Annotated in this window: 21 protein-coding genes; 9 read left to right on the top strand and 12 right to left on the bottom strand. The window is 62.6% G+C overall.

The features are described from left to right. Positions 1-405 precede the first annotated feature (405 nt). Together ACKAMS_RS11265 and ACKAMS_RS11270 are read right to left on the bottom strand one after the other, a co-directional pair. Positions 406-864: a DUF5994 family protein gene (locus ACKAMS_RS11265; protein ID WP_003941615.1), complete on the bottom strand. Its 459-nt coding sequence runs from the start codon at positions 862-864 to the stop codon at positions 406-408. A 96-nt stretch (positions 865-960) separates the two neighbouring features. After that, the gene (locus tag ACKAMS_RS11270) at positions 961-1,269 is read right to left on the bottom strand and encodes a F420-dependent protein (RefSeq protein ID WP_041815033.1); all 309 of its coding nucleotides are present in this window, start codon (positions 1,267-1,269) and stop codon (positions 961-963) included. 183 nt (positions 1,270-1,452) lie between these two features. Here ACKAMS_RS11270 and ACKAMS_RS11275 point away from each other — a divergent pair, with 183 nt between their 5' ends. From ACKAMS_RS11275 to ACKAMS_RS11295, 5 genes are all read left to right on the top strand, one after another. Continuing rightward, entirely contained in the window at positions 1,453-2,640 is a 1,188-nt protein-coding gene (locus ACKAMS_RS11275) for an inorganic phosphate transporter (RefSeq protein WP_003941590.1), read from the top strand. Between the two features lie 14 nt (positions 2,641-2,654). After that, on the top strand, positions 2,655-2,936 hold the full coding sequence (locus tag ACKAMS_RS11280) for a hypothetical protein (protein WP_408989051.1): 282 nt from the start codon (positions 2,655-2,657) through the stop codon (positions 2,934-2,936). A gap of 34 nt (positions 2,937-2,970) precedes the next feature. Continuing rightward, positions 2,971-3,297 carry a DUF3349 domain-containing protein gene (locus ACKAMS_RS11285; protein WP_408989052.1) on the top strand — a complete coding sequence of 109 codons (327 nt, stop codon included), beginning with the start codon at positions 2,971-2,973 and terminating at the stop codon, positions 3,295-3,297. Between the two features lie 11 nt (positions 3,298-3,308). After that, positions 3,309-3,674, top strand: coding sequence for a DUF3349 domain-containing protein (locus ACKAMS_RS11290; RefSeq protein WP_020908124.1), 366 nt, complete (start codon positions 3,309-3,311; stop codon positions 3,672-3,674). A gap of 151 nt (positions 3,675-3,825) precedes the next feature. Then, positions 3,826-4,854: an alpha/beta hydrolase family protein gene (locus tag ACKAMS_RS11295; protein ID WP_175413854.1), complete on the top strand. Its 1,029-nt coding sequence runs from the start codon at positions 3,826-3,828 to the stop codon at positions 4,852-4,854. Between the two features lie 72 nt (positions 4,855-4,926). Here the strand turns inward: ACKAMS_RS11295 and ACKAMS_RS11300 are convergent, their stop codons facing one another. Beyond that, complete coding sequence (locus ACKAMS_RS11300; RefSeq protein WP_256064315.1) at positions 4,927-5,319, bottom strand: VOC family protein; 393 nt, start codon at positions 5,317-5,319, stop codon at positions 4,927-4,929. Positions 5,320-5,375: 56 nt separating this feature from the next. Between ACKAMS_RS11300 and ACKAMS_RS11305 the strand changes: the two genes are divergently transcribed. Next, positions 5,376-6,155: a helix-turn-helix domain-containing protein gene (locus ACKAMS_RS11305; RefSeq protein WP_256064314.1), complete on the top strand. Its 780-nt coding sequence runs from the start codon at positions 5,376-5,378 to the stop codon at positions 6,153-6,155. Positions 6,156-6,157: 2 nt separating this feature from the next. Next, positions 6,158-6,508 carry an inorganic pyrophosphatase gene (locus ACKAMS_RS11310; protein ID WP_029255604.1) on the top strand — a complete coding sequence of 117 codons (351 nt, stop codon included), beginning with the start codon at positions 6,158-6,160 and terminating at the stop codon, positions 6,506-6,508. Here ACKAMS_RS11310 and ACKAMS_RS11315 read toward each other — a convergent pair. Genes ACKAMS_RS11315 through ACKAMS_RS11325 form a run of 3 tightly spaced genes read right to left on the bottom strand, consistent with a single transcriptional unit; the run spans position 6,501 to position 9,419 of the window. Then, entirely contained in the window at positions 6,501-7,610 is a 1,110-nt protein-coding gene (locus tag ACKAMS_RS11315; protein ID WP_020908129.1) for an LLM class flavin-dependent oxidoreductase, read from the bottom strand. The genes ACKAMS_RS11310 and ACKAMS_RS11315 overlap by 8 nt on opposite strands. After that, positions 7,610-8,455 carry a hydroxyethylthiazole kinase gene (thiM, locus tag ACKAMS_RS11320; protein ID WP_408989053.1) on the bottom strand — a complete coding sequence of 282 codons (846 nt, stop codon included), beginning with the start codon at positions 8,453-8,455 and terminating at the stop codon, positions 7,610-7,612. Before thiM ends, ACKAMS_RS11315 begins: the two co-directional genes overlap by 1 nt. Before the next feature lie 43 nt (positions 8,456-8,498). Next, a complete protein-coding gene (locus ACKAMS_RS11325) occupies positions 8,499-9,419 on the bottom strand; it encodes a sulfurtransferase (protein WP_279163947.1) in 921 nt (306 codons plus the stop codon). 128 nt (positions 9,420-9,547) lie between these two features. On the opposite strand from ACKAMS_RS11325, the gene ACKAMS_RS11330 reads away from it, so the two are divergent. After that, the gene (locus tag ACKAMS_RS11330; protein ID WP_021344625.1) at positions 9,548-10,234 is read left to right on the top strand and encodes a GntR family transcriptional regulator; all 687 of its coding nucleotides are present in this window, start codon (positions 9,548-9,550) and stop codon (positions 10,232-10,234) included. 47 nt (positions 10,235-10,281) lie between these two features. Here the strand turns inward: ACKAMS_RS11330 and ACKAMS_RS11335 are convergent, their stop codons facing one another. From ACKAMS_RS11335 to ACKAMS_RS11350, 4 genes are all read right to left on the bottom strand, one after another. Further along, the gene (locus ACKAMS_RS11335; RefSeq protein ID WP_046378726.1) at positions 10,282-10,803 is read right to left on the bottom strand and encodes a hypothetical protein; all 522 of its coding nucleotides are present in this window, start codon (positions 10,801-10,803) and stop codon (positions 10,282-10,284) included. An 18-nt stretch (positions 10,804-10,821) separates the two neighbouring features. Further along, entirely contained in the window at positions 10,822-11,853 is a 1,032-nt protein-coding gene (locus ACKAMS_RS11340; protein WP_205906327.1) for a cupin domain-containing protein, read from the bottom strand. 43 nt (positions 11,854-11,896) lie between these two features. Further along, positions 11,897-12,718, bottom strand: coding sequence for an alpha/beta fold hydrolase (locus ACKAMS_RS11345; RefSeq protein WP_408989054.1), 822 nt, complete (start codon positions 12,716-12,718; stop codon positions 11,897-11,899). Positions 12,719-12,907: 189 nt separating this feature from the next. Next, entirely contained in the window at positions 12,908-14,035 is a 1,128-nt protein-coding gene (locus ACKAMS_RS11350; RefSeq protein WP_020908136.1) for an NDMA-dependent alcohol dehydrogenase, read from the bottom strand. Between the two features lie 166 nt (positions 14,036-14,201). On the opposite strand from ACKAMS_RS11350, the gene ACKAMS_RS11355 reads away from it, so the two are divergent. Next, positions 14,202-15,062 (top strand): spermidine synthase, encoded by an 861-nt coding sequence (locus ACKAMS_RS11355; protein WP_029255610.1) that lies wholly within the window; start codon positions 14,202-14,204, stop codon positions 15,060-15,062. 9 nt (positions 15,063-15,071) lie between these two features. On the opposite strand, the gene ACKAMS_RS11360 is transcribed toward ACKAMS_RS11355, so the two are convergent. Together ACKAMS_RS11360 and ACKAMS_RS11365 are read right to left on the bottom strand one after the other, a co-directional pair. Next, positions 15,072-18,086 carry a bifunctional [glutamine synthetase] adenylyltransferase/[glutamine synthetase]-adenylyl-L-tyrosine phosphorylase gene (locus tag ACKAMS_RS11360; RefSeq protein WP_019748946.1) on the bottom strand — a complete coding sequence of 1,005 codons (3,015 nt, stop codon included), beginning with the start codon at positions 18,084-18,086 and terminating at the stop codon, positions 15,072-15,074. Beyond that, positions 18,083-19,423: a glutamine synthetase family protein gene (locus ACKAMS_RS11365; protein WP_003941637.1), complete on the bottom strand. Its 1,341-nt coding sequence runs from the start codon at positions 19,421-19,423 to the stop codon at positions 18,083-18,085. The genes ACKAMS_RS11360 and ACKAMS_RS11365 overlap by 4 nt, the downstream gene beginning before the upstream one ends. Positions 19,424-19,502: the final 79 nt, after the last annotated feature.

Here is a 19,502-nt window from a genome sequence, read left to right on the forward strand (position 1 = left end):
CGAACGCCCCAAATCCGTCCATACAGTCCATTCCACTGTCGGCGCAGTCCTGAAGCCCCGCCGCACCGAGTAGGGAAATGTTCACAGTGAGGATGCTACGGAGCAACGCGTCCCAAACTGCCGAACAGCCCGGCAGATTCGGCGATGCGAACGCCGGTCAGCCCGAACAAAGTAGAAGCCCCACCCCCGTGGGGAGGGCGGGGCTTCATTCGATCCGGCGCTCACGCACAGTGGGAGGGTGGTGGACATGCCGGACCGACGACACGGCAGGGAGTCAAGCTGCCGCGCCCAAGCGCTGACCTGAAGGAATGCGCCTGAGATTGTGGTTACGAGAACCATCAAACCAGACAAACTGGACGCATGTTCAGGAACTGAAAGATTCGACCCCGCACGTCAGAAAAGATCTCACTGCACCCGATAGGTTTCGCTGCGGCCAGGATCAACCAACCGCCGCATGATCTCGTACGCACGGTCCGGATCCGTGTACGGCGGAATCATCATCAGAACGAGTTGACGACCATAGATGTCGTCGAGATACATCAAATCGTGAGGCTGGCCAGGGTACGGACCCCGCACTTCCAGTCCGTCGACCTCGTCGATACGACGCTGCGCGCTGCTGATCGTGTTCCAGTCGAACGCAACCCGTGCGATCGGCCCCAACCTCAGCGAAAGTGCGGATATCAGATCGTGAAGCTCCGCCGTGACGTTGGTGGTCCACGGGAACCACGCGCCGTCTACCGATGCCTTGACGGCGCCTTGACCACGAAGCAGGAACCGCGGAGTCCGCGTCGGCGACGGGAAAGGTTGCCCGACATGGCGCTGCGGCGCTTCCATTGCATAGTCGAGAGTGCTGATGTGCGCCATGACGAGGCTCCTTAACGGAGGATTCGTGGAACCGTCAGGCAGAGGCGCCCGGTCGTGGGTTCCATACTTTCAGGCTACTCCGCTGCGCAATCCGGACTAGGCATCGACGGAAATGATCACGCCGGTGTCGCCGTACGGGAACGGACCATTACCGATGTGACCGAGGGTGTTGAAGGATTTCGAAATAGGCACCATCACACCGTATTTCGCTTTCACTTTGCTGCGGATCTCGTCGAATTCAGGTCCGCCGCTCACCAAGTGAGCGGTCCCGGCAACCGGCGAAGAGCCGTCGGCAACCTTTCCGTGGTTGTTGCACGGCACGACGGTGACGCGTGGGTTGTTCCGCAGCCGCTTGGCCTTACCCGATTTCGAGGAAGTCCAGAACCCGATACGTCCGTCCGGCAATTGGCGTATGCCTCCACAAACTCCACGACCATGCACACGAATGAATTTTCTATGCCTCGCGCGTTTCGAAACGGACAATTATCCGGACGAAGATGAACAACAGGTGCCGAGTGATGGAAATGTCGCGGAACGACCACGTCTCAGGTCGATTTGTGGCCCGCATGTGTTGGAACATGACTTCTCGTGAATGCGGAACTCATCGTTCTCCTCGTCGTCGTCGTAACCGCTCTGGGGTTCGACTTCACCAACGGTTTTCATGACACTGGCAACGCTATGGCCACGTCGATTGCAACCGGCGCCCTCAAGCCCAAGGTGGCAGTCGCTCTGTCTGCTTCCTTGAACCTGGTCGGAGCTTTCCTCTCGGTAGAGGTTGCTGCCACCGTGGCCAAGGGCGTGGTGAACCTCGGAAATGTGGGTGGCCAAGCGCTGCTCACCATCGTCTTCGCCGGCCTTGTCGGCGGCATCATCTGGAACCTGGCAACGTGGTTGCTCGGCATCCCCTCGAGTTCCTCACACGCACTGTTCGGCGGCCTGATCGGCGCCGCCATCGCGTCCCTCGGAATGAGCGGTGTCGCCTGGAGCGGCGTGCTCAGCAAGGTTGTCATCCCCGCAGTTCTCGCTCCCGTCGTAGCCGGCTTGGTTGCAGCGGCCGGAACCTGGCTCATCTACCGCATCACCTCCAACGTCGGTGAGGAAACCAAGGACAAGGGTTTCCGACTCGGCCAGATCGGTTCGGCTTCACTCGTTTCCCTCGCCCACGGCACCAACGACGCTCAGAAGACAATGGGCGTCATCTTCCTCGCCTTGGTCGCCCATGGAACCATCTCCGCCGACGCGGACATGCCGTTCTGGGTCAAGCTCACCTGCGCACTCGCGATCGCTGCCGGAACCTACCTCGGCGGGTGGCGAGTCATCCGCACACTCGGCAAGGGCCTGGTCGAGATCGCCGCGCCGCAGGGCATGGCGGCCGAAGCATCTTCTGCTGCCATCATTCTCACCTCCAGCCACCTCGGTCTTCCACTCTCGACCACCCATGTGGCGACGGGTTCCATCATGGGAACCGGTCTGGGACGCAAGGGCGCCGAGGTTCGTTGGGGCGTCGCCGGACGTATGGCGGTCGCCTGGTTGATCACTCTCCCGTCCGCTGCGATCGTCGGCGCTCTGTGCTGGGGACTGGCCAACATCGTCGGCGGCCTACCCGGTGTCCTGGTCGTCTTCGCTGTGCTCATCGCATTGGCCGGTTGGATGTATCTGCGCTCCCGCAAGGAGCCCATCGATCCGAGCAACGTCAACGCCGAGTGGGACGGCGGCCTGGTGCCTGCAGAGGTCCCCGGTCCGGACGCCCGCGTCACCACCGACGTCAAAGCCTGAAAGAGGGAATCGACATGGATATCTTGAAAAACACCGTCGACTCGCTCTGGCAGGTCGTGCTTGTCGGCCTCCTGCTTGGCGCCGGACTTCCGGCGATCTTCGCGATCGGCCTGAAGTCCCTCGACGCCGAGCAACGTGGCAGTGGCGGCGGGAGCACTGCCGTCGCGGCTCGCAGTCCGTTGGCCGTGGCAGGCGCAGTGGTGTGCTTCGCGGTAGTGCTCATCGCAATCGTCACCGGAATCCTCTTCATCATGCAGGGCTTCCTCAGCCACACATTCGGCATCGAGATCTTCTGATCCCTTGCGCCCTCACGAGCGGAAAGACATCACCGTGACTGCACCGACTCCATCCCTTCCTCAGTCCATTCTGGAATGGCTTCGCGCCGGCTACCCCGAAGGCATACCGCCCAAGGACCGCATTCCGCTGGTCGCATTGCTACGACGCAAGCTCTCGGACGCGCAAATTCGAGACATTGCCATCGGCGCTGCACTCGCAGAACTGAGCGACGTCAACAGCGACCAGGTGATCTCGAGCGACGAGATCAGCGCTCAGATCGCCGATCTCACGAGCCAGACTCCCTCGGACAAGGACATCGCGCGCGTTGCCTCCGTCCTGGCCGCCGCCGGGTGGCCCCTCGCTGATCTCGACAACGACTGAAGCTCGATTCGTTGAGTCTTCCACCACTTCTGGCTTCGATACTCGGCTGGCTGCGTGCCGGGTATCCGAACGGCGTGCCGGAGCAGGACTACGTCCCTTTGATGGCCCTGCTCCGGCGACAGCTGTCCGACGACGAGATCGCCGTTCTTGCCGACGATCTCGTCGCCGACTTTCCGGTTCCGGTCGATCCGATCGACTTTCCCGGTTCGGTCGATCCGATCGACTTTCCCGGTTCGGTCGATCCGATCGACATCGGCGTCCTCATCACCAAGGTCACCGACGATATTCCGCACGAATCGGACGTCGCCCGGGTACGTGAACACCTGATTCGTGGAGGGTGGCAAATCGACGCGCAACCTCCGGTCGACGACGCATGACGGCACTACCTAAATCAGACCAGTTTGATAACGAAACGGTAACGGAGCCGTCGACGTCAATACAGACCACTTAGTGTCATCAGGAATTCCGTGCCTCGGGGGGCTCGGTCGGATTTCGGTGTGCAAGCACCTTTTGGGGCGGGAGTAATACATGCACGAGGCTCACACAGATTTGGCGAAGAACCCAGATATTTCGAGAAACCGCATTTCGAAACGAATCAAGCGTCGGATCCTCGGCCTCGCCGCGACAGCACTCGCACTCCCCCTGACCGCAGGCCTGATCAGCGGATCAGTAGCGACCGCAGCGCCCGCGCGCACCGCCCCGGCCGGTGGATACGAGGAAGTGTTCGTCGACTCCTCGATGGGGCCGATCAAGGTTCAGATCCAGTGGGCTTCGCGCGGCGGCAACGCGGCGCTCTATCTTCTCGACGGTCTACGAGCACGCGACGACCGAAACGCATGGAGTTTCGAGACCAACGCTCTCGAGCAGTATCGCGGCGACAACGTCACCCTGGTCATGCCGGTCGGCGGGCAGTCCAGCTTTTACTCGGACTGGTATGCGAACAGCAATTTGAATCGCCAGCCGGTCACGTACAAATGGGAAACCTTCCTCACCCAGGAACTTCCCGCATATCTGGAATCGCGCGGCGTCTCCCGAACCAACAACGGTGTGCTCGGATTGTCCATGGGTGGCAGCGCGGCACTGACGCTCGCCGCCTATCACCGCGATCAGTTCAAGTTCGCCGGATCGCTCTCGGGATACCTCAACATCTCAGCTCCCGGCATGCGTGAAGCAATCCGCGTGGCCATGGTCAGCGCAGGGTCCTTCAATGTCGATGCCATGTGGGGACCGCCATGGAACCCCGCTTGGCTCCGCAACGACCCCTTCGTGTTTGCACCCGAGCTGGCTGGGCTCTCTCTGTACATCTCCGCCGCGAGCGGCCTACCCGGGCAGTTCGATCAACCGCGTCGTCCCGTCGACTTCGTGAATACCGGTAGCGCCATCGGCCTCGAAGCCCTTGCCCTGATGAACTCACGGGCATTCCAGCTGCGCATGAACTCCCTGGGAATTCCGGCAACGTACAGCTTCCCGGCCAACGGCACTCACTCGTGGCCGTACTGGGGCGCGGAACTGTGGAAGGCCCGAGGCCAGATCCTCGACACCCTCAACGCTTGGTGAACTGACAACGACTCGATCACCGACAATCGCAGGCCCCGACCGAATTTCGGTCGGGGCCTGCGTCGTTCGAAATCAGAGCGCGGCAAAGAGATCCACGGTATTGCCGTCGGGATCGAGAAGAACGGCGTAACGCTGGCCCCACACGGCATCAAATGGCTCTTTATGTCCGGGGAAGTCGGCTGTGATGCGCTGATACGCCTCGTCGACTGCAGCGGGTGTCCCGAAATCGAAGGCCAAAGCGATGGGGTGTCGACCTTCCCCGACAACGAAGTCAGGATCGAAGCTCGCGATGGTGGACAGCGCGTCCCAGGCCAGCCGAAGCCCACTGTCGAAAGTGAACTCCACGTGTGGAGCGTCAGCGGGTGTTTCCGGAATGTCGAGCCCGAGGGTTCGGTAGAACGCGAGGGAACGCGCGAGATCGTTGGTGACGATTCCGACGAGATCGAGTCTCGGAGAGACGGACACGGTATTTCTCCTGTTTCGGGTCGAGAAGTGATCGGCGAGTGTGTGACGATGATCTGATGACCGGCACTGACACCCTCGCTCTTGACGGTAGTCGGACGGTAGCGTCGAGTCTTGAACAAAACGGCCACACCTATGTCGAGACTCGGATCACAGGTTCGGCCGGCCTCTTCAGTTGCACGTGGAAAAGCGCTACCGACCCCCATGCGCCCACGGAAGCAAAGCGGATTCTTCCCGATCTCTGCGCAGACTTCATCGTCGACAGCACCGGAAAGTCGTGGCTCGTCGGACCTGCCACCGGTGCCGATCTGGTTTCGGTCGCCGCCGGTACAACCATGTGGGGCATCCGGATCAATCCGCCGGCTCTGCGGAGCCTGCTCGGCACAGCGGCCGACGCGGTGCAGGATTCGAAGATCGCCTTCGACGACATCCTCACTTCCAGACAAGCGCGGGTACTTGCCGACGCCCTTAGCCACGAGGCAGTCGACGCTCACCTACTGGGCCAGTTGTGGCGCGGACTGGAACCCGACCACGGAATCGAGCGTGGTTACTCCGCGCTCATCTCCTCCCCTTCGACTCCGATACGAGAGATCGCCGCAGACCTCGGTGTTTCCGAACGTCATTTTCGACGCTCGATCACGTCGTCGATCGGGCTGTCCCCCAAAATGATTCAGAAAGTGCAACGTATCCAGGACGTGTTGACTCTCAGCCGCGATGCAAATCTCACGCTGTCGTCGCTGGCCGGTCGCGCCGGCTACGCCGACCAAGCCCACCTCGCACGCGATACGCGTGCACTGACAGGCCTGACACCGACTCAGCTACTGCGCGAGCACCGATAACGATGAGCGAAGACCTGTTCTCCGCCCTCGATCACCTGGCTACCACGTCAACTGTCGTGATCGATCGCCCCCGAGGGTCGGCACACCCGCGTTACCCCGCTGCGATTTATCCGCTCGATTACGGCTATCTCGACGGGACCGTCAGCGCGGACGGCGACGGGATCGATCTGTTCCGAGGCTCTGCCGTCGGCAACGGCGTTGTTGCCATGGCCGTTATTGCCGACATCGACAAGAAGGACGTGGAAGTCAAGATCCTTCTCGACTGCACTGCCGATGAAATCGGCACTGCCGCAGCATTTCTCCGCGACACTTTGGGTCTCGGTACCACTGTCTTGCGGCGCGAAGTCAGCTGAGTTCGTCGAATCGCGGAACAAGATGCTCCGCAACCCACTTCGCCTCCTCGATCAGCGGCCAACCTGCCAGGATCAGTGCAGTCAAACCGGTTCGGCCGCGAAGCGTGCGTACCGAGTCCGTGATCGAATCGGGATCGCCGACGTAGTACACCGCCGATGACCCGGTGCCGAAGATGTCGAGAGGCGACCACGCTGTGATACCCGCGTACAGCCCGTCACCGACGTACAACTCCTCCGGTTCCGGAAGTCGGCCGGAAGCAATCTTGTCCGCCCAGCCCTGTCGCTGTGCGTCGCGAGCGGTGAAAGTCTTGAGGTCTTGCTTCCCCTGAGTACGACGACGCACTGCGTTGTCCAAGACATGAGCGATCTGCTCGACGCCCGTCTTCTCGAACAACGAACGGAACCGGTCGTGCGCCTGCGCCTTGGTGGGGCGAACGATCACCCCGGTCAGCGCACCGAAGTCGGTGAACTCGCGCCCGGCTGCCTCCGCCGCCGCCCGTGCGGCAGAGAATTTGTCTTCGATGAACGAAGTCTCGCGCAACATCGCCAGATAGGTGTCGAGCACCTTGCCTGAATTCGCCAGGCCTGCAGGCGAATCACCGGTACCCCACAGCGGAACCTGATGCCCAGCGGGCGCATCGATACGCAGTGGTGTGTTGGGAAAGTTCGACTCCGTGCCTTCGGCGTAGATGCGGCGGAAGTCCGCCCAGTACTGCTCCCCCAACTCGTAACGCTCGTCGTGGGGCACGTTCATGTCGTACTTGGTCAGGATGTTTTCGCGTCCGTTGACCGAGTTGATCAACAGTCGGCCACCGCTGAAGGCGTCGAAAGTCAATGCCTTCTCCGCCAGCAGTCGCGCCGGCGTCATGTTCGCGTAGACGGCGACAAGGAACTTCATGCGCGTGGTGTGCGCTGCCGCCCACGTCGCCGAAATGAACGGATCGTTCGGCCAGGTGGCAACAAGCGCACCTTCGAATCCGCCGTCGTCGATGGTCTTCGCGAGCTCGATCTGCCTGGCCCCGTCCACGGGGAACAGCCCACCGGGGCTCCACGGGTAGTCCCCGTCGGCCTGGGTGAGATACCAAAATGTCTTGACGCCCATCAGTTCTGCACTCCAGCCGGCAGGTCGAACGATTCGATTCGGGCACGTGAGCGGATGGTGTCCGCATTCACGTTGTAGAGCGCGTCGAGGTACGCGACCGCGAAAGAACCAGGACCTGAGGCATTTTCCTCGGCGATCTCCGATGCCACGGCAACATGCGTATGCGCGGCAACCAATCCGTCCAGCGCGGTCGGCGTCACGGCGAGGTAGGCAGCGACCAGGCCTCCCAGAGAGCAACCGGTACTGGTCACGCGCGGCAACAGAGCGCTGCCACCGGAGACTCGGATGCCCCGAACGTCGCCGCCACCATCGCGGCCGACGATGTAGTCGACCGGGCCTGATGCCGACACGGCATCCGCATGCTTCAGAAGTGACAGAGCGGCGGGCACTGCGTCGGCGGAGTCGGAGGCACTGTCGACGCCGCGGGTGTCACCGCCGAGTCCGGCCAGAGCGATGATCTCCGATGCGTTCCCGCGGATGGCGCTGGGGTGAAAGCGCAGCAGATCCACAGCGATACCGCTCCGCCAGGGTAGTCCGCCGACACCGACTGGATCCAAAACCCATGGCGTACCGGCAGTTCGGGCCGCTTCTGCGGCTATCAGGAAGGCTTCGGCTGTCCCGTCGTCCGGCGTTCCGAGGTTGACGAGCACTCCCCCGGCGATGGCAGCGAACCCACCCGCTTCATGAACGTTGTCGATGTGAGCGTTGCTTGCGCCGGCAGCGAGCAGAACATTGGTCAAGAAGTTCGCCGAAACGATGTTCGTCAGCGACTGGACGAGCGGTACCTGATCGCGGAGTGCTTCGATCGCCGACGCGACGGTTTCGACAGAGACAGTGTCAGACATGAGAATTCCTTCAGGACGGGAGGTATTTGGGGACTGCGGCGATTCAGGACCGCGGACATCGCACATCCGGATTCGCGCCACCGGGCTCACTGCCGACAACCATCGGCAAAACCGGATCTGCAGTCCATTCCTCCAACGAACCGTCGTAGACTTTGACGTCCGCGTGGCCGCTGCGGATCAGCGCAAGTGCGGTCAAACACGCCGAAACTCCACCACCGCAATAGATCACGACAGGGCCGGTGGCGGTTGGTAGAACGTCGGCAGATTTCGACAATACTTCCTCGACCGGAAGCATCCGGGAGTCGGAGTCGAGAAGACTCTTCGCGGACAGATTCACGCTTGACGGAATGTGCCCGCGTCGCGAGTATCGCGTCTTCTCGGTTCCCTCGTACTGCTCAGGCGCGAGAGCGCACACCAGCGTTCCGGCTTCGCCTCCGCTGGACAGCGACGCAACGCGAGGTAAATCGACCCACAGACCCAGATCCGTCACGCTCCAACGCGTCGACGCCGACGTGTGGGTTACGTCGTCACCGCTCGCGAGCGCGAAGCCGCGTCGAGTCCATTCGGCGAGGCCACCGTCGAGAACTCTTGCTTCGATGCCGGCGTTGCGAAACACCCACCAGAGCCGTGATGCCCAGGTGGTCGATCCCTGGTCGTAGATCACGATTGTCGCGCCCGGCTCGATACCACTGGATTGGAGATCGGAAACCAACTGCTCCGTTGACGGGCGTGTGAAATGCAGCGCCGCTTCCCTTTCGGAGAAGACGTCCATGAGGTCGACATGTCGCGAACCCTGGATGTGCGAGGAGACCCAGCCGCCGTACCCGGATTCCGGGCGGTAGTCGCCGTCGAATCGCGCGGGAGGAAAATGAACCGTCGCGTCGAGCACGGCGACGCCTCCCTCACGCAGCATCGCGTCGAGTTCAACGGCACTCACCAGCGGCGACGCGGTCTCTCCAGCCACTTCGGACCCTCTCCCTCGGAAACGAACAAGCACGAACCTAAATGAGTACTAGCGTATACGCAAGTACTCACTCGTCGTCGATGGCATAATCGAACGCGCTCTACTTGCATGCACAGGAATGGGGACACATGGATCTCGACGCCGATACGAGCACCACCGATCTGCTGGTGCCGGAGGCTGCGCTCGGCCGGTCCGATCAGACCTCGCGGCAGTACCTGCGCCTGCGAGCCGACATCCTGGCCGGCAAGTTCCCCCAGGGCGCTCCGCTGCACGAGACTCAATTGTGCGAATCGTACGGCGCATCCCGCACCCCGATCCGGGAAGCACTCAACTGGCTCGCACACGACGGACTACTCGAACGAGCCGCTCGCGGTTTTCGTGTCCGTTCCGGCACACCCGAGGACGTCATCGAGATCTACGCGGCGCGGGTAGCCCTCGAATCGGAAGCGGCAGGCGCCGCGGCACTACGCCACAGCGATCTCGACCTTGCTCGCCTGGACGGATTACACGAGTTCTGCTGCACTGCAACCGAAGGCACCGAGGCGCGTTCCGGGAACTTCAAGTTTCACGAGGCCCTCTGGCAGGCCGCCCACAATTCCACGATCACGGCACTGCTGATCCGCCTCACCACCCAATTGCGAATCTACGACAGCGGCCCGCCGTCGAACTACGGCGAACCGGACCTGCTCAATTCGGAACATCAAGAGATCCTGAACGCCATCCGCGCCAGGGACGAATCGTCCGCGCGTGGCCACATGCGCAACCATCTCGAGCGCAGTCGCGACCAGCGGATAAGGATGTTCGCCAGCCGCTGACTTCAGACAGCCCCGAGTTATGCACACTGACGCCTACCCGCCGTCAGTCAGGCGGGGAGCGTGCCGATCTCGACGTCGTACACGCTCTCGGCCGGGCTCGACATCACTCGGTCCGCCATCTCCTGCTTGAGCACTGTCAGCCGTGACTCGTCTTCGGCTGTCCGGTCAGTCTTGCGGGAGAGAGTGATCAACTCGTCGACGACAAATCCCTCCCGAACAGTCAGCGTGGCGCTCGCGCCACGATAGCCGACCCGAAAGACATACAGTGCGAGCGTATTTCCTCGTTCAGGCCGGGCCAGGGAACTGTCGACGGTGTACCGCCCTTCGGTCACTGCGCGCGTGACCAACTCGAACGCGTCGCGCACTCCTGGTCCGCCGTGTGCAGTGGTGACGACCAACTCGCGACGCTCGACGGAGCCTTCCCCGCCGAGCACACCGAGTGCGCGCTCGAGGACTTTGTAGGCATGCGCCACGCCTCCCGGTGCCTGCGGCCCGTGATAGCGCAGAGCATCCTCGTACGTGAAGTCGAGCGTCGTACCGTGATCGGTCACGATCAGCGAGTCGGTCATGATGGGCGTCCTTGCCGGTCAGTGCTGGCGGTCGATCGGATTGTTACGCGAGACGATGAGCGGATCGACCGGCGTGAAAGGAAATTGCGGCAGATCGCGTTCCGGAACACCGAACGAGGCCGAGAGAACGCCGCGCGAGAACGCGGAAGCCGTTGCACGGTAGCCTATGTCGCCCGGCGTCGGCTGGTCGAAGAAGATGAGGAAGTTGATGTCCTCGTCACCTAGAACCTCGATGTGATGGGGATAGGCACGCGGAACGAAATACACCTGACCGGGCTCCAGTAGGTAGGTGTCGAGCGAACCGTCCGGATCGAGGACCGTCATCCGCCCGTGACCACGATGCACGTATCCCATTTCGGCAGTGACGGGATGCCAGTGTGGCTCACGCATTCCACTCTCGCGAATAGTCAACGAGTACATCGAAAGATCCTCCAGCGCCGCCCAATACTGCCTGCGTGCCACTTTCGCCTGTCCGTACGGGTATGCGAGGGGCGCGATCTGGCCGTCGAGATCGAAGAGATGCGCGTTGGGAAAGCCGGCGGTATCGGGAACGACGGCGGCGCCGTCCCGCCGAACTATCTGGGACGCATCGGCCCTACCGAAGACGTCGAAGGCTGACGCGGCGAGGTCGTAGGTATTGCCGAGCACCGCGTTCGACATTGCGCTGACGCTACTCTGCAACGAAAAGTGCTGCGGGATTGAAGTACGCAGGGCAGCGATGATCTCCGCCTCCTCCTCTCCGACATTCTCGATGTGATAAATCGCGCCGGATTCGACGTGATACATCTGCCCCGTTCGCACCACGAAACTGGCGAATTCGTCGGCATTGCCCAACATCGAGACGAGCACGGTTCCGCTGGTGACGTAGGCGATCTGGTTCGCATTGACGTTCCATTGTGGTTCGCGGATCGCGCCGGGGCCGAGAACAATTCGTTTGATCGACAGACCGGACAGGATCGGCAACGAACTCGTGTCGAGTTGCGAGATCGATCCGAGTTCGTTCTCGAAGACACTGGGACCATCGCGCAGCGAGGCAACGTGTGTGGACATGGCCTTTGATCCGTTCGACTCTTATCCTTCCGAATCGCTGACGTCAGTCCTCGATGAAGGCAAGAATGTCCCGGTCCAGGGTCTGCTGATACGAGCCGTAAATTCCGTGCGGTGCGCCCGGATACACCTTCAGCGTGCCCTTCTTCACCAGCTTGATCGCCTTCTCCGCCGCTGCGCCGATCGGCACGATCTGATCGTCGTCGCCTTGAGCGATGAGGAACGGAACGTCGATGGCTTCGAGATCGGAGGTCTGATCCGTCTCCGAGAATGCCTTGACGCAGTCGTAGGCCGCGGCGAGGTTGACCAACATCCCCTGTCGCCAGAAGTCGTCCTTCGCCCCTTGCGAGACGTCGGCCCCTTCGCGGTTCGCGCCGTAGAAGCTCTCGCTGAGATCCTTGTAGAACTGCGATCGATCTCGCAGAACTCCCTCACGAATGCCGTCGAACACCTCGATCGGTGTGCCTTCGGGGTTGCCGTCCGACTTGACCATGATCGGCGGAACGGCGCCGGCGGTGATCACCTTGTCCACGCGCCCCTTGCCGTGCTGCGCCGCGTAGCGGACCACTTCCCCGCCGCCGGTCGAATGGCCCACCACGATCAGGTCTTTCAGGTCGAGCGTGTCGATCAGCTCAGCCAGGTCCTTGGCATATGTATCCATGTCGTTGCCGGTGTACGTCTTCGACGAGCGACCGTGCCCTCGACGATCGTGCGCGATGGTCCGGTATCCGGCGTCGGCGAACAGCTTCATCTCGACCTGCCACGCGTCGGAACTCAGCGGCCACCCGTGGCTGAGGACGATCGGCCGGCCGACCCCGTGCTCGGTGTAGTAGATCTCGCTTCCGTCGGAAGTGGTGATGTAGGGCATGTTCTGCTCTTCTCTGTCGAGTCGTGGACTGAGGTCCGGACGCGGTGCCCGGTTTCCTCACTCTGCGAGTGCCCACTATCGGGGCAGTCGACTCATCGATCGACAGAAATCTGCATGGGGGCAGAAGACTCCGGCCCGACACCACGAAGTGTGGTGTCGGGCCGGACCCTTCAGGCAGAGGGGGAACGATCAGTAATCGTCCTCCGTGTAGACGATCATTCCGCGCAGGTTCTTTCCCTCGAGCATGTCGGCGTAACCCTCGTTGATCTCCTCGAGCTTGTAGGTCTTGGTCACCAACTCGTCGAGTTTGAGTGCGCCGCTTCGGTAGTGATCGAGCAACTTGGGAATCTGGGACCGTGGTCCTACCCCGCCGAAGATGGCTCCCTGCAAACGCTTCTGTAGAAGGGTCAGCTCGAAGAGGCTGAGCGTCACCTGCGAATCCGCGTAGTGCCCCATTCCGACGACCACGACCTGCCCGCCCTTGCCCGTCGCGCTGAGCGCGGGCTGAATGATGTCGCCGTGAATCTCGCCCACGGTGATCACGGTGACGTCGGCCATCTTGCCCCAGGTGATCTCGCCGATCACCGGTAGCGCTTCCTCGAGGGAGGCAAACGTGTGTGTGGCGCCGAATTCCTTTGCCTTGTCACGCTTGAACTCGACGGGATCGATCGCGATCACAAATCGTGCTCCGGCTGACGCCGCACCCTGCACCGAGTTGATTCCGACGCCGCCGACGCCGACGACCACCACCGTGTCACCGACCTTGGCTCCACCGATCGCGGTGGCCGATCCCCAACCGGTGGCAACACCGCAGCCGAGCAAGGCCGCCTTGTCGAGCGGGATGTCCTTCTCGATCTTGATCACCGACGCCTCGTTGACGGTTACGTACGGCGAAAATGTTCCGAGCAGGCACATCTGGATGACCGGCTCGTCGTTGAGGGTGACGCGGTACGTCTTGTCGGAGATCGCCTGCCCGGTCAACAGGCCGGCTCCCTCGTCGCAGATGTTCTGCAGACCCTTCGCGCAAGACGGACAACGTCCGCACGCCGGGATGAAGGCGAGAACCACGTGGTCGCCTTCTTCGACGCTCGCGACACCCGGGCCGACCTTCGTCACCACTCCGGCGCCTTCGTGCCCGCCCAAGGCCGGGTAGAAGGGCAGCGGGCTGGCGCCCGTACGCAAATGTTCGTCCGAATGGCACAGCCCCGATGCGGCGAGTCGGACCTGTACCTCACCCGAGACTGGGTCCCCCAGCTCGACCTCTTCGATCTCCCATGCCTGACCTGGCGCCTTGACTACCGCTGCCTTGACCTTCACCTGCACTCCTCGAAATTCTTCGTGATGCACGGACGACGAAAGAACGCGCCGGCATTTGTGTCGCCGATCACACTCCACCTACGAGTGTGCCTGAAACTACTCGAGAATACCGCCGGTCCGTGCGCCTTTTTGGTACTCGGCGTTACCGGAAACGCGCACGGCTAGTATCAACACAGTGGCCAAGGGAACTCGCAAGACAAGAACTCGCAGCGGTACTCCCGAGCGAGGCGAGTCCGGTCCCGTCGCCGGTACTTTTCCGATCGATACCGGGACGTGCGAACTTGTCCGCGACCAGTACTCCGACGACAGCTGGATCATCCAGATCAACGGAGTGCCCAGTTCCCACGTGAACGTCGCAGATCCGACGGTGCTCGATTTCGAGTACATGCGGTGGATCGCGCATCTGGTCGATTCCGAACGTGACAAGACCGAGCGTCTGCGGGTTCTGCATCTCGGCGGCGGAGCCTGCTCCATGGCCAGGTACTTCGCCGCCACCTACCCCGACGCGCGTCAAGTGGTTGTCGAAATCGACGGCGCCCTGGCCGAACTGGTGCGCGATTGGTTCGACCTACCGCGCGCACCGCTGCTGCGCATTCGTGTCGGTGAAGCCCGCGCCGTCACCGAAACTCTCACCGAGTCCACCCGAGACGTCGTGATTCGAGATGTCTTTGCCGGCAACACAACTCCGACTCCGCTGACGACGGCGCAATTCACCACCCACGTACGACGCGTGCTGGCACCGGGCGGTATCTACATCGTCAACTGCGGCGACACCCCGGATCTTCAGGGCGCGCGCAGTGAAGCCGCAACGATCGGTGCGCAGTTCGAACACATGGCGATCATCGCCGATCCCGCGATGCTCAAGGGCCGTCGCTACGGCAACATGATCATCGCGGGCAGCGACGTACCGATCGGCGGGCAACCCGCGCTCGCGCGCGAGCTACTCGGCGGCGGCGTTCCCGCCCACGTGTGGCAGGACGCCGAAGTCCGCAAGTTCGCCGCGAACGCGCCGGTTCGGCAGGACTGAGCGAAAACGCTACTCCCCGCCGAAGACCCTCTCCACCACAGCTTTTGCCCGTCGTGTGATGCGCAGGTAGTTGTCGAGGAACTCCCCTGCGTCGTCGCCGTATCCAGCGACCTGCGCCACCGCCGCGAGAACACGGCCCGGGCCGGGAAGCTGATCGGTCGGCTTGCCTCGCACCAGAACGAGGCAGTTGCGTGCCTTCGTCGCGGTGATCCAGGCGTCACGCAGCAGTTCGACGTCGCCTTCGCTGAGCAGTTCCGCGGCGCCGATGGCGTCGAGAGTCTCGAGCGTCGACGTGTTGTGCAGCGACTCGATCTTGTCCGCGTGGCGCAGCTGCAGCAATTGCACAGTCCACTCGATGTCGGCCAAGCCACCGCGACCCAGTTTGGTGTGCGTCGCCGGATCGGCTCCGCGAGGAAGCCTTTCGGAATCGACGCGCGCCTTGATGCGCCGGATCTCGCGCACCGCCGCGTCACTGACGCCGCCTTCGGGGTAGCGCGTCTTGTCGATCATGTGCAGGAACCGCAGTCCCAGTTCAGGATCACCGGCAACCGGGTGCGCACGAAGCAGCGCTTGAATCTCCCACGCCTGAGCCCACTTCGCGTAGTACGCGTCGTACGACTCGAGCGTGCGAACCATCGGTCCGTTACGACCTTCCGGACGCAATCCGGTGTCGACTTCGAGCGGAGGATCCGTGCTCGGTGCCCCGAGAAGCTTGCGCACCTTGTCGGCAATGCTGTTGGCCCACTTGACCGCAACGGTCTCGTCGACGCCCTCGCGGGGTTCGCACACGAACAGCACGTCCGCATCGGATCCATAGCCGAGTTCGCCGCCGCCGAGTCGGCCCATGCCGATGACGGAGAAACTGGCCGGCGCCTCGGTCCCGAGTTCAGTGACGCTGGCCTTGATCACCGCGGAGAGCGATGCATTGAGCACCGCGGCCCACACCGAGGACAGCGCCTTGCAGACGGCGGGAACATCGAGCATGCCGAGGATGTCGGCCGACGCGATGCGCGCAAGTTCGTGTCGCCGCAGCGAGCGGGCCGCGGCAACAGCACGATTGGGATCACTGTGTCGGCCGGAGGCGGTGAGGATTCCGCGAGCGACGTCCTCGGGCTTCGGCTCGACAAGGCGCGGTCCACTCGGCGAATCCGCGAACAAGCGAATCACGTCGGGAGCCTTGATGAGCAGGTCGGGTAGGTACGCCGACGAGCCCAGCACGGTCATCAGACGCTCGGCCACCGCAGCCTCGTCGCGGAGCAGGCGCAGGAACCACGTCTGGTCGACGAGCGCGTCCGAGAGCCTGCGGTAAGCGAGCAGCCCGGCATCGGGATCCGGTGTGTCCGCGAGTGATTCGAGCAGAGTCGGCAACAGGAGCGCTTGAATGCGACCCTTGCGTGAAGCGCCACTCGTCAGTGCAGTCAGATGCCCGAGAGCATGCTCGGGTGCCGTGTAACCCAGAGCGGCCAACTGCCGAACCGCGGCTTCTGGTCCCAGGACCAGTGCTTCCTTGTCCATCCGCGCCACCGATTCGAGAAGCGGGCGGTAGAACAACTTTGCGTGCAGGCGGCGAATCCGATGCGAATTCCGCTTGATCTCGGCGCGCAGGACTCCCAGGGAATCCAGACGACCGTCGGGTCGCATGTGCGCGGCGCGGGCCAGCCAACGCAGCGCTTCCTCGTCGTCCGGCGGCGGCAGGGTGTGCGTGCGCTTGAGCTTCTGCAACTGCAGACGGTGCTCGAGCAGACGCAGGAATTCGTACGACGCAGTCAGGTTGGCGGCGTCGTCGCGGCCGACGTATCCACCCGCCGCCAATGCGGTCAGTGCATCGACCGTGCTCTGGACATGCAACGAACTGTCGGCGCGCCCGTGCACCAATTGCAGGAGTTGGACGGCGAATTCGACGTCGCGCAAACTTCCGCGGCCGAGTTTGAGTTCACGCTCACGCAGTTCGGGGGGAACCATTTCCTCGACGCGTCGACGCATGGCCTGGACTTCGGGGACGAAGTCCTCGCGCTCGGAGGCGATCCACACCATCGGACTCATCGCCTCGGAGTACTGGCGACCGAGCTCCATGTCGCCGGTCATCGGACGAGCCTTGAGCAGTGCCTGGAACTCCCAGGTCTTGGCCCAGCGCTTGTAGTACGTGATGTGGGATTCGAGGGAGCGAACCAGTTCTCCGCGCTTGCCTTCGGGGCGCAGCGCAGCATCGACCTCGAAGAATGCGGAAGTACCGATACGCATCATCTCGCCGGCAACGCGGCTGGCCGTCGCATCGGCCGGTTCGGCGACGAACACGACGTCGACGTCGGAGACGTAGTTCAGCTCGCGCGCACCACATTTGCCCATGGCGATCACGGCGAGCCGGATCGGACAACTGCCCTCGGGGCACACCGTTGCGATAGCCACCGCCAGTGCGGCGGTCAGGGCAGCGTCCGCGAGATCGGAAAGCTGGTGACCCACAGTCTGATACGGCACTACTGGTTCGTTCTCGACGGTCGCCGCAAGATCAGCCGCAGCCAGCAGCATCAGCTGGTCCTTGTAGCTCTTACGCAGAGCAACAACAGCTTCCGGCCCGGTCAGGGTGGCGCGGTAGGTCAGCGAGCCTTCGGTAGCGCCCTCGTCGAGGGTGGCGCCCACGGCCTCGAGCAACGCTGCGGTGGCCTCGTCCTTGGTCGGCAGAGCGGTTCCGTCGAGCAGTTTCCAGCCGATCGGATCCGCGGCCAGGTGATCGCCGAAGGCCGACGACGCACCCACGAGTGCGAACAAGCGGCCTCGCAGGCTTTTGTCCTTGCGCAATGCCTGATCGAGTTCGCGCCACCCGTCGTCGAGCCCGTCCTTGATCCGTACAAGGGTGCGCAGAGCGAGGTCGGCATTCGCGGCACGCGAAAGCGACCACAAGAGTTCGATGCTCTCGGCGTCGACCCAACCGAGCTGACGCAACTCGTCGGCAGCGGTGGGCTCGACCAGCCCGAGTCGACCCGGTCCTGGAACTGCTGATCTCGCAGCGGGCGGTTTCACCGTCACAGACCGAGGTAGGTCTTGAGCTCGAACGGCGTCACGTGGCTGCGGTATTCCTCCCACTCACGACGCTTGTTGCGCAGGAAGAAATCGAAGACGTGTTCGCCGAGTGCTTCGGCCACCAGTTCCGACTTCTCCATCTCGCGCAGAGCGCTGTCCAAGTTGCTCGGCAGTTCCTTGTAACCCATGGCGCGGCGCTCGGCGGAGGTCAACGACCACACGTCGTCTTCTGCCTCGGGCGGCAAGGTGTAGCCCTTCTCGATGCCGCGAAGACCGGCAGCAAGCAGGACCGCGAAAGTCAGGTACGGGTTGCAGGCCGAGTCTGGGCTTCGGATCTCGACGCGGCGCGAGGACGCCTTGTTGGGCGTGTACATCGGGACGCGAATGAGAGCCGATCGGTTGGACGGGCCCCACGACGCAGCAGTGGGTGCCTCTCCCCCGTGGACGAGTCGCTTGTACGAGTTGACCCACTGGTTCGTGACCGCACTGATCTCGTTGGCGTGCTCGAGGATGCCGGCGATGAACGCCTTGCCGGTCTCGGAGAGCTGCATCGGATCGTCAGGATTGTGGAAGGCGTTCGTGTCGCCCTCGAACAGGCTCATGTGGGTGTGCATCGCGGAGCCGGCCTGATCACTGAACGGCTTGGGCATGAAGCTCGCCCGGACGCCTTCACCGATCGCGACCTCCTTCACGACGTATCGGAACGTCATGACGTTGTCGGCCATCGAGAGCGCGTCGGCGTAGCGCAGATCGATCTCCTGCTGACCCGGCGCGGCCTCGTGGTGGCTGAACTCGACCGAGATGCCCATCGACTCGAGTGCGTCGATGGCGTGGCGGCGGAAATTCGGAGCCGAATCGTGCACGGCCTGGTCGAAGTATCCGCCCGAGTCGGCCGGGATCGGCGGAGTGCCGTCGATCGGGCCGTTCTCCAGAAGGAAGAACTCGATTTCCGGGTGGACGTAGCAGCTGAAGCCCAAGTCGCTGGCCTTGCTCAACTGGCGACGCAGTACGTGGCGCGGATCGGCCCACGACGGCGAACCGTCGGGCATCGTGATGTCGCAGAACATGCGCGCGGAATGTTGCGCACCGTCCTTGTGGGCCCACGGCAGGATCTGGAATGTCGAGGCGTCGGGCCGAGCGACGGTGTCGGCTTCGGAGACTCGTGAGAATCCCTCGATGGCGGAACCGTCGAATCCGATTCCCTCCTCGAAGGCGCCTTCGAGTTCGGCGGGGGCGATCGCCACCGATTTGAGGTACCCGAGAACATCGGTGAACCACAAGCGGACAAACCGAATGTCGCGCTCTTCCAGGGTACGAAGCACGAATTCTTTTTGGCGATCCATGCACGCGAGACTAAGCAAGCCACGTTAAATCTGTGTTACATCAGTGGTCCCGGTTAACAGAGTGATTGGTCACCATCGA

Source organism: Rhodococcus sp. 5A-K4, assembly GCF_046097995.1.
Lineage (GTDB): Bacteria > Actinomycetota > Actinomycetes > Mycobacteriales > Mycobacteriaceae > Rhodococcus_F > Rhodococcus_F erythropolis.

What these genes read in the sequence shown, in the direction of transcription:
- ACKAMS_RS11265 (WP_003941615.1), bottom strand. Translation starts at nt 864, where the DNA reads ATGGCGCACATCAGCACTCTCGACTATGCAATGGAAGCGCCGCAGCGC.
- ACKAMS_RS11280 (WP_408989051.1), top strand. Translation starts at nt 2,655, where the DNA reads ATGGATATCTTGAAAAACACCGTCGACTCGCTCTGGCAGGTCGTGCTT.
- ACKAMS_RS11295 (WP_175413854.1), top strand. Translation starts at nt 3,826, where the DNA reads ATGCACGAGGCTCACACAGATTTGGCGAAGAACCCAGATATTTCGAGA.
- ACKAMS_RS11305 (WP_256064314.1), top strand. Translation starts at nt 5,376, where the DNA reads ATGACCGGCACTGACACCCTCGCTCTTGACGGTAGTCGGACGGTAGCG.
- ACKAMS_RS11310 (WP_029255604.1), top strand. Translation starts at nt 6,158, where the DNA reads ATGAGCGAAGACCTGTTCTCCGCCCTCGATCACCTGGCTACCACGTCA.
- ACKAMS_RS11315 (WP_020908129.1), bottom strand. Translation starts at nt 7,610, where the DNA reads ATGGGCGTCAAGACATTTTGGTATCTCACCCAGGCCGACGGGGACTAC.
- thiM (WP_408989053.1), bottom strand. Translation starts at nt 8,455, where the DNA reads ATGTCTGACACTGTCTCTGTCGAAACCGTCGCGTCGGCGATCGAAGCA.
- ACKAMS_RS11330 (WP_021344625.1), top strand. Translation starts at nt 9,548, where the DNA reads ATGGATCTCGACGCCGATACGAGCACCACCGATCTGCTGGTGCCGGAG.
- ACKAMS_RS11335 (WP_046378726.1), bottom strand. Translation starts at nt 10,803, where the DNA reads ATGACCGACTCGCTGATCGTGACCGATCACGGTACGACGCTCGACTTC.
- ACKAMS_RS11340 (WP_205906327.1), bottom strand. Translation starts at nt 11,853, where the DNA reads ATGTCCACACACGTTGCCTCGCTGCGCGATGGTCCCAGTGTCTTCGAG.
- ACKAMS_RS11345 (WP_408989054.1), bottom strand. Translation starts at nt 12,718, where the DNA reads ATGCCCTACATCACCACTTCCGACGGAAGCGAGATCTACTACACCGAG.
- ACKAMS_RS11365 (WP_003941637.1), bottom strand. Translation starts at nt 19,423, where the DNA reads ATGGATCGCCAAAAAGAATTCGTGCTTCGTACCCTGGAAGAGCGCGAC.